We start from the raw sequence: 16416 nt of genomic DNA on the forward strand, positions 1-16416 counted from the left end.
GTCATTGGTCATTGGTCATTAACAACATAACTAATAACTACAATGACACTAACTCACCTTGAACTTGCCTACACTATCTTGCAGTTCCTCAGCCACTGTTAGCAGTTCTTTGAACGAGTTAGATACTTGGCTGACTTCTGTGGATGTTCTATTCGCGATCGCTGCTACGTCAGTCATAGTTTCAGTAACTGAAACGCTTGCTTGGGTTTGATCAACAGCTGTGATGGCAATTGCTTTGACCAATTCATTGATCTTGACCGTTACGGCAGTAATTTGATTCAAACTCTGCCTGGTGTCATCCACCAGTTGAGTCCCAACTACCACTTGCTCAGTTCCCTCTTCCATAGCGGCTGCCACCTCATTGGTTTCCGCCTGAATGTCTGCTACCAGCTTTTCAATTTCCGCCGTTGCCTCCGCCGATTGATGAGCCAACGCTCGTACTTCATCAGCAACTACTGCAAAGCCTCGACCAGCTTCCCCAGCACGAGCCGCCTCAATAGCGGCATTGAGGGCTAACATATTGGTTTGCTCAGCAAAGCCACTAATCAGGTTGACTACCTTAGAAATCTTTTGGGACGATTCCCCAAGACGTTTGACCTTCTTAGCCGTACTACCTACAGTTTCCCGAATCGCCATAAAACCTTCCACAGTGAGGTTCATAGCAGCATCCCCAGCTTCCACCGTCTGAGCTGCTTGTTTGACTGCGGCTTCGGCTTCAGAGGCACTGGCAGCCACAGAGCGAGTTGAGACTGTCATGTCATGAATTTTTTGTAAAGCATTAGCAATTTCCTCCGCCTGTCGTAAAGCTTCTGTGGATAGCTCTCGGATGGCTGCTTCATCTTGAGTAGTGGTGCTAGTGACTTGCTTGGTTGCCTGTTGGACTTGCAGTACAAGTTTCCGCAAGCTTTCGATGGTAGCATTGTAGGAATCGGCAATAGTTCCCAATTCATCGGCAGTGACCTGGGCTCGAATGGTGAGGTCTCCTTTACTTACTGGCTCTACTTCCATCAACAGTTCTAGAGCACGCTTTTGCAGCTCCTCTTTGAGCTGGCGCTGTTCCTGAGCAAGGTTTTCGGCTTCTTGGCGGGCTGCCTCCATTTTTTCTAAGGACATGGCTCGCTCCATAACATTGCCCAGCTGAAGAGATAACTGCGTCAGGAAAATGATTTCAGACTCTTGCCACTGGTGTGGGGCCCTACAATGATGAGCAATAAGTAAACCGTAGAGTGTTTCTCCGTGGACAATTGGTGTCACTAAATTTGCTTTGATTTGCAATCGTTCCATCAACTTCTCGTGGTCACGATGGAAACCTGCTTCAAATACATTATTGGTGGCAATGACACGCCCATGTTTGTAGCCATCAATCAGTTGCTGTGGAATACAAGCATCTTCAATTTTCTTCTCAATCCTATCCTCAACCATATTTTCAATTGCTTTGGGCCAACCGGGTTGAACTGTCTCGAATCCAATGTAGCCACTACCATCAGGATTCAGGCGGTAGATAACTACCCGGTCCGCATTTAACTGATTGAGGGCTGTTTCCACCGCTTCTTGGAAAAGAGCTTTGAGGTCGAGAGATTTGTCCATGGGGGTAGCAGCAAGGTTAATAATGACCTGTGTCCGATTTGCCTCTCGATGTACCAGGTTTTCCTGACTGGTAACACTCTCAGCCATTTTATTAAAGGTCCTAGCTAGCTTACCGATCTCATCGTTAGTGATCAGATTGCTTCGGACTTGGCGTGACCCTTGAGCAAATTGCTCGGCTAAGTTTTGTAGCTGCTGGATAGGTTTAGTAATGGCTCGTCCTAGAAGAATAGCTAGTAATAGATTAGCGGTTAAAGCTAAGATGACTACTACCAACTGTAGGAGTAGCTTGTTGCTGAGCAGGAAGTTGAGTTGAGCTTCTGAGGTTCCCCTTACCAAAAGGGCAACTGGCTTACCACTAAAATTATTTAGCGTCTTGGCAGCGACTGTATAGGTTTGTCTCCCTATATTGATGCGTTTGGTAATCGGATTACCCTGAGCTGTTACCGCTTGATTCAGGAAAGGGGTATCGGGCAAGAAGACGTTCGGTTGAGCTTCTGCTAAATTGGTACTTTCACCCTGATCTAAGGCAGTTACCAAGACGAATTGACCATCGGCTTGACGTAGATATACCGCACTATAACCTCCCCCAAAAGACTTTAGGGTATCCTCGACGATAGGCAGCTTGCCATTGACAATATCCCCAGAAACCAATACTCCCAAAACTGCTCCTGTGTCGGTGGCTCTAATCGGTGTCACGGTGTAGCGAATCAAGAGATTGTTTTGCTGGACAATCCCAGCAGGTAGAAAGGGAGACTCTTTAGCAAGCTCAGACCAGCTGACTAGTTCACTGGTTTTAATTTGCTGAGGATTTTCCAGAACCTGACTGACTAAGTCGTTGGGATCGAAAAACTCCCCAGTTCGATCAGCATTAGCATTGACAATAATTCGCCGATCCTTTCCAACCAACGTGGCATATTCAATCCTACGAGTCTGGATTTCTTGCTGGAGAATATCTTTCACTTGTTTGAACAACCCGGGGGTTAAGGGTTTGCCTTGAGCATGGGTTTGAACCGCTTGAATAATTGCGCTATTGTGAGTTTGTCCCCGAAAGCCAAACCCCATCTGATTAATTTTGATATTATAGATAATATCCATAACCGCCAATTCTGATGTGGCTTGGTTGATTAACTGAGCACGACCTCCTGTAACAATCAAAAAAGCCCCCACACCTGCTAAGCCAACTACGGAGATCACTTCTGACGTCAACAGGGCGAAAAGCTGCTTCCTTTGTATAGGAAGGTTATAAAACCATTGAAAAAATAAAGATGGAAGTTTGTGGGCTGGTGCAACCTTTGACTGGATTAATTGGGGTAGTAGCAGTGATTTACCCAGTTTAGTTTTCCGAGTAAATGTTGACAGAAGCAAAGCTTGGTAGCTGCCATTATCACCATTTTCTGAAAAATTATCAGATAATTTATCTGATAACTTAATATAATTAGTATCAATCTGGTGACCATTGTTATCCTTAAGGGAGTTATTATGAGGAGGGATTTTAGTCATGGAATACGCCCAATTAATTAATTAAAAATAGGTAGTTTATCCTTGTCAAGACGTCCAGGATTTGGACATCGCTGCCACCATTGCCTAACTCGGGGTGACTGAAAAATTTCAGGAGTTACAGCCATATAATTTCCAGTCAATATTGTTGAGATCACAGTTGCTTTGAAAATGGCAATTAAGAATTAAAAATTAAAAATTAAAAATTAAAAATTAAAAATTAAAAATTAAAAATTAAAAATTAAAAATTAAAAATTAAAAATTGACTAAGAACACTAACTCACCTTGAACTTGCCTACACTATCTTGCAGTTGCTCGGCAACTGTAAGCAGTTGTTTAAAAGAGTGGGATACCTGCAACGCTTCTATGGAGGTATGATTAGCGATCGCTGCCACATTAGTCATAGTCTGAGTCACTGAAACGCTTGTTTGAGTTTGCTCAACAGTTACGGTAGCGATCGCTTCGACCAACTCATTAATCTTGACCATTACTTCAGTGATTTGATTCAAACTCTGCCTGGTGTCATCCACCAGTTTTGTGCCTCCTACCACTTGTTCAGTACCAGCTTCCATGGCAGCTACCACCTCATTGGTTTCCATCTGGATTTGTGCCACAATTTTTTCGATTTCTGCCGTTGCTTCTGCTGATTGATGGGCTAAGGCTCGCACTTCATCAGCAACCACCGCAAAGCCTCGACCTTCTTCCCCAGCACGAGCTGCCTCAATAGAAGCATTTAAGGCTAGCAAGTTGGTTTGAGCTGCAAAGTTACTAATCAGGTTAACTACTTTAGAAATCTTTTGGGACGATTCCCCAAGACGTTTGACCTTCTTGGCAGTGCTGCCTACAGTTTCCCGAATCGCCATAAAGCCTTCCACAGTGCGGTTCATAGCAGTATCCCCAGCTTCGACTGTCTGAGCCGCTTGTTTGACTGCAGCTTCAGCTTCAGAGGCTCTGGCAGCCACAGCTTGAGTTGAAGTCGTCATGTCTTGAATTCGTTGTAAGGCTGCAGTAATTTCCTCCGACTGTCGCAAGGCTTCTGTGGATAGTTCTCGAATCGCTGCTTCATCTTGAGTAGTGGTGGTGGTAACTTGCTTGGTTGCCTGTTGCACTTGCACCACAAGTTTGCGCAAGCTTTCAATGGTAGCGTTGTAGGAATCAGCAACAGTTCCCAATTCATCGGCGGTTACACGGGCACGGATCGAGAGGTCTCCTTTACTAACTGGGTCTACTTCCATCAGCAATTCCAGTGCTCGTTTTTGAAGCTGCTCTTTAGCCGTCCGTTGCTCGGCTTCAGCAATTCTTTGCCGTTCCAAGAGGTTGATCCGGTCAAGGGTTACTCCCACTTGGTTAGCTACTTGGGTTAAGAAATCGATTTCTGAGGCTTGCCAGGTCCGAGGTTCACTGCATTGGTGAGCAATTAATAAGCCTAAGAGTTCCCCTTCAACGAGAATCGGGGTAACTAAATTGGCTTTGACCGCAAAGGGTTCTAACTGTTTCAGGTGACACCGGTTCAGACCAGCTTCATAAATATTGGGTGTTGCCTTAACTCGACCTTGGATGTACTTATCCACGTAATTCTTTGCAAAGCAAGGGTCAGCAATTTCCGCACCGAGAGCCTGGGGCCAACCCGCAGCCAGGGATTCAGCAATGACAGTACCTTTCCCATTGGGGTCAAAGCGATAGACAACCACTCGATCCGCATCCAGCCCTTGTCGGCTCCCTCGCACTACCATATCCAGGATCTCTTGGAGGTCAAGGGCTTGAGTTAGCTGAATCGTAATGTCTTTCAGTTGCTTAGCACGCTTAGCCTCAAGGCTTTGGTCTTGTACCAGAAGTTTAATCCGGGCTACTAGTTTATTAAAGGTGTGAGCCAGGGTTTGGGTTTCTGCGGTACCACTCGGTTGAGCAATCGCATCTAAATTACCCGCAGCCACCTCCTTGGCTGTATCAGACAATTGACTTAGAGGAGCAGATAGGCGGCGGGATAAAAGCAGAACAACTACCAGAATCACTGCTCCCAAGGCTAGGGCTATAAAGACAAACGCTAAGATTAACTCATTACCAGCGTTTTGCTGTTCTGATTTGTCCACGGAAGCAACGGATACCCAATCCGTTTGTGGGTTAGTCACAATGGTATAGAACTTATCTTTATAGAGGAAGTAAACAATTTTTACCTGCTTTCCCGTTTTATTCGTATAGGTCGAAAGTCTTGCTTCCTTTAGTGAATACTTAGCTTTGAAGCGATTGAAGTCTTGCTTAGTATTAATAGTTAGCTGGGTCGGTGCCTGGACTAAAAACTTAGCAATTTCCCAAACTGCTTCACCTCCAATGATCTCCTCCTCATCCAGACTACCTTCAGGGGTGAGGGTACTAATTACCATGCCTTGGCTAGTGTCTATCAGCTGCACTTGTTGGGAACCCATCAATCCGATATGTTCTAGATAAGGGAACAGTTGCTCTAATTGATTCATGGGTAGCACAGCTTTAATCACCCCAAGAAATTCTCCTGATTGAGGATCCTTGATTGCCTGAGCTAGATCAAAACCAAAGACATTAGCTGAATCATCAAAGTCTAGTTCACTGACCCAACGCCCTTGACGCTTGGCTTGTTGCCACCAGTCTTCATCCCTTTGCACAAAGTCAGAGGTGAGATTACTATAAGCAATGTTGTACCCATAGCGGTCAGTGACAAATAATTCCCCTAGACCTACATCCTTGACGATTTTCTTTAAGTAACTATTGAGTTGTGGATTGGGTTGGAGGAGCTTTGTGTTTTGAAAACGTAATTCAATCTCGTGAATAGCCAGTTTCTGAAGTTCTTGCTGTTCTGCGGTTTTGCTACCAGCATGAGCTGCCTTGATGACTAAAGGATTACTAGCTAATAAGGTTGGTACGGTAAAGGTATCCTTAATCAGTTGGCTAGCTGCTTCACCAGCAATTAGAGCTTGCTCCTGCTGCTGTAATTTATTTCGCTCTTTGTCATGGTCGTGAACAATTCTGTAACTTACTAGACTAGCCAGAGTCAGAGGAATCAATACCGTTGGCATAATCGTTGTCAACAACTGGCGGCTGAGAGTATTTTTATTCTTCTGATTTTTTTTTTCAGTTTTAACCAGTTCCAGAAGCTGATCTCCTGGGTTGATATCTTGGTCTGGCAAATGGTTTACCTCGGTATCAGTTTCTGTTAACTCTTGAACAACCCGCAATTTAACGTTAGGAATAGTTGACTCAGGCAAGAGTGTCTTAACCAGCGCCTTTTGGGATTTTACCATATCATTATTATTTGTATTGTTGGCATTATTATTATAATGAAAAGTATTCGTTTATTTTTTATAAAACACTTATTTTTTATCCCAGTATTTTTTTTATTACCGTTATAAGTAATTAACGAATCATCATCTATAATTAGTTGTGATGATTGATTATGGAATAATACGTTCAGGTTACCGTCGCTGAATAGTAGGATTAAAACTTGGTATCAAAAATTAGTTTGCCATCAAAAACTACTAGCATTTCACCACCATGTTTCAGCCAATATCCCTGTAAAAACTTTGCCAATTCAGGATTCAGGCTTGATGATGGCAGAGGTTGAATCAAATCGGGATTGCACCATTCAATGTCCTCTACCCGGTTGACGACCAACCCTAGCATTTGGTTGTATTTAATGGACTTAGGATCATGAGACTGGATATGCAACACTAAGGAGGTGTAGTGTGATGTATTTACCGGTTGCTGATGCCAAGGAGTTAGTCCGACAATGTGTCCGAGATCGACCATCCAAAGAACTTCACCCCGCCAGTTGTAAACACCCATCACCCAAGGTGGCATATGGGCAATTGGAATAATTTGACCAACAGCAATGGTCAGCACTTCAGTCAGCTGATTAATTGGCATTAAAGCAGTAGTATCAGGTACCAGATGAAACCGCAGAAACTGCTGTCTAATTTCATTCGCAGCAGTTTCAGTGGCTGATGACGGGGAAGCTAATGCTGGGACAAACTTGGATACCATGATGATCTCTCTTTCTTTATAGCTCAGATTTAGCCCTTGACCAGTTGGTTAATGATTTTTAGGAGTTCTGCGTTATCAACAGGTTTATACAGGTAAGCATCTGCTCCCTGCTTCAACGCCCAAAATTTATCCATTTCAGTATCTTTGGTGGAGCAGATTATCACAGGTATTTGGCTTGTCTTAGCTTCATTTTTAAGGGTTCGACAAATTTCAAAACCACTGCGATCCGGAAGGACAACATCAAGGACAATCAAATCCAGCTGATTACTGCTAATTTTTTCTAGGGCTTCTGAGCCATTATGGGCAGTTAATACATTAAACCCATTTTCCTTGAGATAACCTCTGAAAATTTCTAGATCAGTTAATGAATCTTCAACAATTAATGCGGTAACCATTTTTATCCGATTTAAATAACTCTAAAATTATAATCAAGTAAGCAAGTGTTTAAACATATTTTTTTGTAAACACTTAAATTTCGGCTATCTAGTCAATTATAATTAACTTGTTTAAGATGTTTAATGATAACGCTCAATACTTCTTCAGGATTGATGGGTTTACTCATAAAATCTGAGGAGCCAACCATCTTCGCTCTCACACGGTCGATGATGCCGTCGTTACCGGTCAAAATTACGATCGGAGTATTGCGGAAAAAGGAGAGCCTGCGCAATTGACCGCAAATTTCATAGCCATTAGCATTGGGCATGACCAGATCTAAAAATATCAACTCTGGCTTAGTAGCTAACAAAGTAGCGATCGCCCTAAGTGCATCATTAATAGCCACAAAGCGATAGCCTTCTGAGGTAAGAATTTTTTCCATGCTTTGGCAGATCAGGGGACTATCATCCACACATGCAATCAAAGGTTTCTGCTCAGGTACAATTTTGACCGATGTTTCGTTCGGAGGTAGTGAAACTGGAGCAGGTAAATCCGGAATATCTATCAGTTCCACTAATCCTGATTGCAGGTGAGGCAGAATGGAGAGAGTAACTGCCCTAGCATCCCGTTTCATTAGTATGGCCAAGTCTCGTAGGGTATATTGTCCATTCAACAGCTTGGTCATAGTTTGATAAGCCTGAGGGGATGTTTTAACTCTCAGTTGTTCGGGCTGCCTGATAATTGGTGCCCGATTAGGGCAGCGGTCTGCTACACGAGCACTTTGCCAAGCTTCCCAAAGTTCATCAGCTTCATGGATGACTTGCTCTGCGTCAATCAAGACCAGTGGTTTAAAGAATGATGATAATGATGATGAGGAATCTGGTTTGATTTGATAGGTGATCTGCATGCCTTGGGTAACATCAAAAAGTATTTCTACCATGACAGACTGAATCATTTTGATAGCTTGATCACGGGTAACCTTGTGCAGATCTACCCATAGGCATAGTAAATGATAGTCCCAACAGACATTGACATCTTCCCAATTGGTATTAGCTAGATCCTCTTGCAGTGATGAAAGCTGAGCAGATGTCTGAGGACAGTGAATGAGTAGGTTTCTACGCCACCGTCTCACTGGATGAGTCCCTCCGGTAGCATACATGAGGCGACCCATATAAATGTGAAATATCCATTCTTGTTTACTAGGATCACTAAGAATGAGTTGACCGCTAAACCGAGGCTGCTTCAAAATTTCAAACAACCCAGCTTGTTTGACGGAAGTAAACTCTTTGATTGGAATTAGAGGATAATTTTGTTCTATCGCCATCATTGCCTTTGGTTTACCTGATTGCCGTTGTCAGCAAAACTGATTGTCCTAGTGCTGCCATTACCGGAATAATTTGCGGATTGGGAAGAGGCTTTCTTAACCATAGGCAAGAAAAAACACCGGGAACAGTTAAAGACTTTCACCGAGATGCACAAGTAACCTATGATTGATCAGGTAACTGCTAGCTCAATGCTACAGAATTTTATGAGGTTGATGTATCCGTGAGTTTACACAAATTACACGATATAGACTATGGGGTATTTACCCATTGACCGAAGTTTTTGATTATTTATGACCTTCTATGCCAGAAAACTACTGAAATGTATGACTCTTGCCACTGAGCCATGTTGCCATCTTGGCAGGGATTTACAAAAATTTACTGGTTAGTTAATGTTAGTTAATTAAAAGTCTATGAGTTACACTGGCTTTATGACTTTGACTGTAAGCATTCAGAAGAACGCGCTACACCCATGAAACCCTTGCCCTATTAATTTCTGGAAGCTTTTTAAATCAAGAGAGTATGCCCATGGAATAGTTTTCGTGGCTGGCGCTTGCGATCAGGTCTTCTTCGAACCCAAGGTTGGGAGAAATAACAATGACCAAAAACCCACACCTTACAATTTCTATGCTCTCGCACGTGATATTACTTAAAAGTTCTCTCGGCATGATCTTCTATGGTCTCTATTGCTCGCAAAAACCTCTGGGCAGACATCCCTCGCTTTCTGGTGGCTCAAGCAGGAATTATGTTTGCCGTTAGCCTAGTCACCATCCAAACTGGTATACTCAACGGGTTCACTCGCTCTACAGTTCTTCTGATTGAGGGGTCGGAGGCAGATATATGGGTAAGTTCTGAGCGAATGGTTCAGTTTGAGCTAACCGAGCCACTTTTAAAGAATCAGCTGGATCAAGCCCAACGAGTCAAAGGTGTGGAGCGAGCAGAAGCACTACTCATGGGGTCAGGTCGATGGCGTCCTCTTAAGGGAGATACCAGTCCTGTTACGTTGATTGGATTTGACCTAGGGGGAACACTGTTCCAACCCGGAAAAATCACTCGGGGTAGACTGAAGACCCTTAAGGAGCCTTATACCATTATGGTGGATCAAAGCAGATTACCGACGCTCAATGTGAAAGATATCGGTGATACCGCTACGGTTAATTTCTTGCCTGCTCGATTGGTCGGCTTAACCACAGATAGTCAATCCCTTGTAGCTAGCCCATTCTTATTTACTTCCTTAGAAAATGCCAATACCTATATCAACACCAGCTATACCTCTAAGCTTAACTGCACTGTAGAATCTTCAGATAATTTGCAGTGTACCACTATTTACGAAAAGTCAAAGTCTTTGAATAAGTCTGATGAGTCGGAGATTCCTGAACCTACACCTTTGAGCCTAACAGACCCCATTACCTATATCATGGTAAAGGCTAAACTAGGTCAGGATCTTGAGGAACTCAAGCAGAATTTAGACGCTGCTTTACCCGGGACTCGTGCTTATACGAAGGTTGAGATGGCACGCAAGACCCGAAATTACTGGCAGGTGCGAACAGGTCTTGGTTTTGTATTGGGTCTAGGTGCTGTTGTGGGAGTGATTGTTGGCATGGTAGTTGTCACTCAGATTCTCTACGCCTCGGTTTCTGACCATATCAAAGAGTTTGGTACCCTAAAGGCGATGGGCGCACCGGACCGGTTTATTTATAGTGTTATTGTGGAACAAGCATTGTGGATGGCTGTTCTTGGTTATGTGCCTGGTATGCTCCTTTGCTGGGGGTTGAGTGTATGGGTTAAATCAAAAGGAATTATTCTTTTAATCACACCATTATCTGCCACAGGTGTTTTTGGCATAACTGTGGTAATGTGTGTAACTTCGGGTTTGTTCGCTATCCAAAAGGTGACTCGTATTGATCCAGCTATTGTATTTAAAGCATAGAAACCTTTTTGAGTCAATCCCTTCGCGACCATTCAAAATTATCAATTCAAAATTCAAAAATACCCCCCGAATTCATTCGTGGGGGTAGAACATCGGGAGCAGGTCAAAGAAGCCGAACAAATGAACTACTTGACAAAAAAACAAAAATTATGTTAATAAGCCGGTATTAGTTGCAGAACAGATCAACTATGTACCATATGAGCAAGCAATTACCCATGAGGGGGCTATAGTAATGGTAAAAATATTCGGCATTTCTGACATGCTCCCCCTATTACCTATTACCCATTACCTATTACCCATTCCCCATTCCCCATTCCCCATTCCCCATTCCCCATTCCCCATTCCCCATTCCCCAGATAAGCGTACTAATGTTGCTGCATAAGTGACATGCTCCCTCGAACATCGCTTCGCTGCCATTCAAAATTATCAATTCAAAATTCAAAAATACCCCATAAATTAATTAAGGTGCTGGTATTAGGTGTCAACAATTCAAAATTAGAAAGCTATTCATTTTGAATTTTGAATTTGGCATCTTTAATTCAAAAATGGTCAGATCATTTCTAGTTTAATACTTATCAGTACTTATCATTATTTGTTGTTAATTGTAAATTGTTAATTGACCCTTGACCATTAACAATTTAAAACTAACTACTTACCTGAATACGAATTGATTAACTGGACTCGATATCACCCAGTTCTAAAATTGAACTATTAATAGTTTAAAAAATTTAGTAAACTGGGATATTATGACTATTCTCGCTCAGCAATTAATTGGTTAGTCACTTCCATGACTGCAGGAGGCAAGGTGAACCCACCTTCAGATTTCTCCACTAGGGATCGCTGTCTCAAGGAGGCCAGAGCCCTGAGTAATTCCTGAGGCGATATCTCCAGTAATTCATCCTGTAATTGAGTTAGGATTACAGGTTCTTTGTGACTAGCCATGGTATATATAATTTTATGTTCCAAATCTGATAACCGATCTAAGATTTCTTCGATAAAGTCACTAACGTCATGGGTAAATAGGGTAGTTGCCAAAAAATCGGTCACACTGCCATCAAAAACTTCTTTGATGGTTATGGCAACAAGTTTTAACATCAAGGGATTCCCACGATACCCCTTAATTAAATAGTCCCAGTTTTTCTGCCCAGACAATCCTTTTTCCTGCAAAATATATTGCGCGGCTTCCCCTAAACCTTCAAGTTTTAAGGAACGCACAGGTGAAGTCTCTCCTTCAAGTAACGAAATTTCGCTGAGTTTCTCCTGACTGGTAATCAACAAACAGCTTTGATGGGGTTCTTCTCCCCAGCGTCTGATCAATTCACCATAGCCTTCATACCCTTCTCGGTAGATGCCGGCAAGTGTACCAATCTGTAGAATAGATTCGGCACCGTTGAGGACTATCAAACAACGGTGTTGGCGGCAGTACTCAATTAGTTGGGAGATAAGCTCCTTGGTAGTTTGAGAACTAGGGACTGGGTTTAACCCTCCTGCTGTTTCATATCCTACAGTTTCTAGGGGCCCAGATAAAGATTGGAGCAGTGCTGCTAGGATATCCTCTAACCGTGGTGCCTGACGTAAGGAACGCCATACCACATACTTGAACTGATCCTGAATTTGTTTAGCCAGCTTCACTGACAAGGTGGTTTTACCAATCCCTGCCATACCCTGTAGTGCCACCAAGCGGCAACGATCTTTAACAATCCATGTTTCTAACTGGCGTAGTTCTTCAGTGCGACCATAGAAAACAGAAACATCTGGTGCCTCACCCCAATCCATGTGCTTGGGGTTTGAGGATTGGACAGTAGAGATAGGGGTATAGCTTCTGCAGTTAGAGGAGATATCCTGGGTTTCTAGATGAGTCTGATAGCGATTGACCAGCAGCTGTTGCAGTTTGGTTAGCTTTACAGGCCCTGTACCCGATATAGGAAACTTTTTGTAGACCTCGCTGAGTCTTTTGCGCACTGCATGTTCACTAATGTTGAGGATGTTTGCGATCGCGTTTGTCGATTGACCCTCCATCGCCAAAGCCACAACCTCCAGCTCGGCTTTAGATACACCGTGTTCATTTGCGATCGCTTTTAGAAAGTCATAGGGAATCACAGTTGCACGCTCATACTCATAGAAACCTGATAGTCCATTTTAAATCCTCTTTCTGAGAACTGCTTGCCATTTTGGTCATTGATATGAGTCTTACCTCCCAGTTGTGTCCCGATCAATTCAAACCCAACTCTGGCAGAAAGACTTTGTCAAACCCCTATGGTTGATGCATTTGCTGCCGGTTCGTGTTTCTTAAATCCATCACAGATGTAAGTCTGTTGGTCAGACCCTCCTCAAAAACTATGGCTAGGGATATCAACGAGGAGGGGTAACTTCAGTCATCATAGGAAGAACCTGAGTTCGACCTAACCCTGAAAGCCTTAATCTATCCTAGTCTCTGAAAGCCTGTATCCCTGCGCGTGATTTTTTCTGGAGTGTACCCTGATCTCGAACTCACGTGAACAGGGGACTCACAACCGACCTAGAATCGCTTGCTGTGTACTACCAGTTCTAGTTCCCGTTAAATACTCACTCTGCTAAAATTCATTGTTATGAGTTAAACATAACAATGAATTTTAACCTGAGTTCAACGTAACGCTGAAAGCCTTAATCTACCCTAGTTGCCCAAAGCTTATATCCCTGACTCTTTCGTGGAGCGATCGCTGATATCGAACTCAGGTTGAGCAGGTTTTTTGTTGCCCTTCACCACTGACTAATGACTGTGGACTTGATCTGAGTAAACAGATCTGTGATCAGCCAATGTTCTGGGCACAATTGACCCTGGCAAACCTTATAGACCTGGCCATTAACTGCTAAAAACCGATTTCCCTTGGCAGTAATGATCGTCATTTTCCAGTTAATGGTGCAATGGGGAAGCGAAAATAGCGTTAAATACAGCCGAGGTTTAGTAAAAGATTAGATTAGGCGGTTGACATCCTCACCGTCCTAGAAGAACGGTGATTCCTAAACCTCACGATTTGGTTTGGTGCTTCAATGCAACAGCCTCCACCCTAAGCGGGGTTTTATGGTCTTACGTTCGCGACCCAGACTATCCGGTGCAAGTCCTGCGGTTTTCATGTATCGAGAATTTCTGCGAAAAGTCTTGATGTACTTTTTGATTCGAGAGTTGGCCTTCCATTGCCCTGTCATCTTTTCCCGGTCTACCGATTTTGCTGCGCCGCCAGGTTACTGGACTTTGCTCGTATAGGCTGTCTGTTCGCGAAGCGTGACCTTTGGTCAATCCATCGTCTCGGGTGGGTCATTGACCATCTTTATGGTAACATCAAGCCGTCCTATAAGGACGGGGTTTCAGACCCAATTTTTTTGATGAATCTCAAAGAACCCGCCATAAATCGATTAATCAAGCAGCACAATGGTTCAACGATTACTATCTAGTATCGGTTTCACCACTAAAAAGCCAGCACCAAATGCGCTCAAGACAATTCCCAAGATGGCTATAACCAACACCCAGCCATTGACATAGGACACTGCCTCTGGCTGCGAACTTCGCAGGGAGCGATTGTCTTGTTGTTCAATCACTAAAGTTTCTCGATAGGAAGAGGGAGGGGTTTGAGGTTTTATCTGAGGTGGGGAAAATTCACCCCCTGGGATAGTTGTAGCGGTGCGCTGGGATGGAATTGGTGGAGCTTGACGGGATTCCGGCTGCTTTACTGGCTGAGGTCGATGGACTTCAGCTGGACTCACTGGTTCTAAGGAATTGATCACCTGCTGTAGATGCAGAGCTGAATTAATAACTTTTTTAACTTCCTGTCGCAGCTGCTGGTGTTGTTTAACTAAATGCTGATTTTGAGAATGGAGAGAGTCCAACATCGCCTGTGTTGCTTGCAACTCAGCTGCTAGTTCCCGGTATACAGAAATTGGTACTGACGGACAGTATGTATTCGATTTGTTTGCCGATGTTGAACTAGGGTAACGATCGCTACTGGATTTGGGCATAGGGGGGTTGGTTCGGTGATTAGAAGTCATAAGTATAGCTAAACTTCATCCAAGGCAAGAATAGTTGAAATTTTAATCTGTGGGCAGCCCTTGTTGGCTCAAAGCTAGGGATATAGTCAACAAAAACTCCTGCTCCATAGTCTGGCTGATTCAGCCTATTGATAGTGATAACCGAAAAAAGTTTCCCATGGGTTCAGGCTCAGGAGCAATGTCTAGGGAAGTTTTCACGCCTAGTAGTAAAATCAGCAATTACCAAGGTGACCGACAACAGTCTTGCCTTGGCTATAGGTTGCTTTGCTTTACTTCCATGCCATCTGGTTTGTGCCAGTTTTTTTCTACTCCTTTGGTCCTCTAGGAAAACGACGCCGTTGCAGGAATTCTGGAATATCTAATCCTGGTCTACTCTTAGGCTCAACCTTGGGTGTAGGGGGCATCGGTGTAGGAGCAATCGGTCGGCGATTCAGGGGAGTTTCCACGGATTTAGGTGCAGACTGGGCTTCTCCGGTAAATCCCGTAGCAATCACAGTAATTCTAATTTCACCCTGGAGCTTATCATCAATTACTGCTCCAAAGATGATATTGGCATTGGGGTCAACCACTTCATAAACAGTTTCTGCTGCTGAATTCACTTCATGGAGGGTCAGATCACTGCCACCAGTAATATTTAAAACTACCCCTCTAGCCCCTTCAATAGAAGACTCCAGCAGAGGAGAAGAAATGGCAGCTACTGCTGCCTCTCTGGCTCGGGATTTTCCAGAACCCATCCCGATGCCCATCAGAGCCGAACCAGCATCTGCCATCACCGCTCGCACATCGGCAAAATCCACATTCACCAAGCCAGGAATAGTAATAATATCAGATATCCCTTGTACCCCCTGACGTAGGATATCATCAGCTACTTTAAATGCTTCTTGAACAGGAGTCTGTTCTGAAATCACTGACAAGAGTTTATTATTGGGAATAACAATTAGGGTATCGACTCGACTCCCCAGAGCGGCAATTCCTTCCTCGGCTTGGGAAGTACGGCGGCGTCCTTCAAAGGTAAATGGACGAGTGACCACTCCCACGGTTAAAGCACCCATCTCTTTAGCAACTTCTGCTACAATCGGGGCAGCTCCTGTACCAGTACCACCCCCCATCCCAGCAGTAATGAAAACCAGGTCAGTGTCTTCGAGAGCCTGGGCAATTTCCTCCCGGGATTCTTCAGCGGCTTTTTGACCAATGGCTGGGTTCCCTCCTGCTCCCAACCCTCGGGTCAACTTCTGCCCCATTTGTAAGCGTTGGGGGGCTGATGATTGGGCTAGTGCTTGAGCATCTGTGTTAATTGACCAGAACTCTACTCCACTGACATCACTGGCAATCATGCGGTTAACTGCGTTACCACCACCCCCGCCAACACCAATAACCTTGATTTTTGCAACGCTACCTGGCACGATATTGTCACTCCTAGTTTCTTCCCTGGGTATGCGATTAGAATCATAAGTTTGACCGAATTGTAATACAGAGTTACTAAAAGGATGTGTATTGTCGGATCCTAATGAAAGATCTGCTTCTGCGATGATTTTAGAACTTTGAGCAGCAAGCCCTAGTTGACTATTAAGCGTCATTGCAAGAGGTGAGGGTAAGTGTTTATCTTTATCTTTATAAGTTATATGTAGCAGTCTGAGTTAACTATAGAGTAAGTTGATTGAAAAACCAAAG

At 43.7% G+C, this 16416-nt stretch carries 12 protein-coding genes; 3 read left to right on the forward strand and 9 right to left on the reverse strand.

What is annotated here, in order from left to right; all coding sequences use genetic code 11:
• Positions 1-48: 48 nt before the first annotated feature.
• The 5 genes from LYNGBM3L_RS18630 to LYNGBM3L_RS18650 form a co-directional block, all read right to left on the reverse strand.
• Positions 49-3087 (reverse strand): methyl-accepting chemotaxis protein, encoded by a 3039-nt coding sequence (locus tag LYNGBM3L_RS18630; RefSeq protein WP_008186489.1) that lies wholly within the window; start codon positions 3085-3087, stop codon positions 49-51.
• 272 nt (positions 3088-3359) lie between these two features.
• Positions 3360-6356, reverse strand: a complete 2997-nt coding sequence (locus LYNGBM3L_RS34975; protein ID WP_008186491.1) for a methyl-accepting chemotaxis protein — start codon at positions 6354-6356, stop codon at positions 3360-3362.
• A 193-nt stretch (positions 6357-6549) separates the two neighbouring features.
• Entirely contained in the window at positions 6550-7095 is a 546-nt protein-coding gene (locus LYNGBM3L_RS18640) for a chemotaxis protein CheW (protein WP_008186493.1), read from the reverse strand.
• Positions 7096-7124: 29 nt separating this feature from the next.
• The gene (locus LYNGBM3L_RS18645) at positions 7125-7490 is read right to left on the reverse strand and encodes a response regulator transcription factor (protein ID WP_008186495.1); all 366 of its coding nucleotides are present in this window, start codon (positions 7488-7490) and stop codon (positions 7125-7127) included.
• A gap of 92 nt (positions 7491-7582) precedes the next feature.
• On the reverse strand, positions 7583-8797 hold the full coding sequence (locus LYNGBM3L_RS18650) for a response regulator (protein ID WP_008186497.1): 1215 nt from the start codon (positions 8795-8797) through the stop codon (positions 7583-7585).
• Between LYNGBM3L_RS18650 and LYNGBM3L_RS43875 the strand changes: the two genes are divergently transcribed.
• From LYNGBM3L_RS43875 to LYNGBM3L_RS45905, 3 genes are all read left to right on the forward strand, one after another.
• Positions 8797-8964 carry a hypothetical protein gene (locus LYNGBM3L_RS43875; RefSeq protein WP_008186499.1) on the forward strand — a complete coding sequence of 56 codons (168 nt, stop codon included), beginning with the start codon at positions 8797-8799 and terminating at the stop codon, positions 8962-8964. The two genes, LYNGBM3L_RS18650 and LYNGBM3L_RS43875, sit on opposite strands and share 1 nt — an antisense overlap.
• Before the next feature lie 504 nt (positions 8965-9468).
• Complete coding sequence (locus LYNGBM3L_RS18655; protein ID WP_008186500.1) at positions 9469-10722, forward strand: FtsX-like permease family protein; 1254 nt, start codon at positions 9469-9471, stop codon at positions 10720-10722.
• Positions 10723-10954: 232 nt separating this feature from the next.
• Positions 10955-11104, forward strand: a complete 150-nt coding sequence (locus LYNGBM3L_RS45905; RefSeq protein ID WP_165691806.1) for a hypothetical protein — start codon at positions 10955-10957, stop codon at positions 11102-11104.
• A gap of 368 nt (positions 11105-11472) precedes the next feature.
• On the opposite strand, the gene LYNGBM3L_RS18660 is transcribed toward LYNGBM3L_RS45905, so the two are convergent.
• The 4 genes from LYNGBM3L_RS18660 to ftsZ form a co-directional block, all read right to left on the reverse strand.
• Positions 11473-12822: a helix-turn-helix transcriptional regulator gene (locus LYNGBM3L_RS18660; protein ID WP_008186501.1), complete on the reverse strand. Its 1350-nt coding sequence runs from the start codon at positions 12820-12822 to the stop codon at positions 11473-11475.
• Positions 12823-13461: 639 nt separating this feature from the next.
• Positions 13462-13608 carry a hypothetical protein gene (locus LYNGBM3L_RS43880; RefSeq protein ID WP_008186502.1) on the reverse strand — a complete coding sequence of 49 codons (147 nt, stop codon included), beginning with the start codon at positions 13606-13608 and terminating at the stop codon, positions 13462-13464.
• 528 nt (positions 13609-14136) lie between these two features.
• Complete coding sequence (locus tag LYNGBM3L_RS18665; protein ID WP_044493852.1) at positions 14137-14715, reverse strand: hypothetical protein; 579 nt, start codon at positions 14713-14715, stop codon at positions 14137-14139.
• A 335-nt stretch (positions 14716-15050) separates the two neighbouring features.
• Positions 15051-16322, reverse strand: a complete 1272-nt coding sequence (gene ftsZ / locus LYNGBM3L_RS18670; RefSeq protein WP_008186504.1) for a cell division protein FtsZ — start codon at positions 16320-16322, stop codon at positions 15051-15053.
• Between the last annotated feature and the right edge of the window lie 94 nt (positions 16323-16416).

The organism is Moorena producens 3L, from assembly GCF_000211815.1.
Lineage (GTDB): Bacteria > Cyanobacteriota > Cyanobacteriia > Cyanobacteriales > Coleofasciculaceae > Moorena > Moorena producens.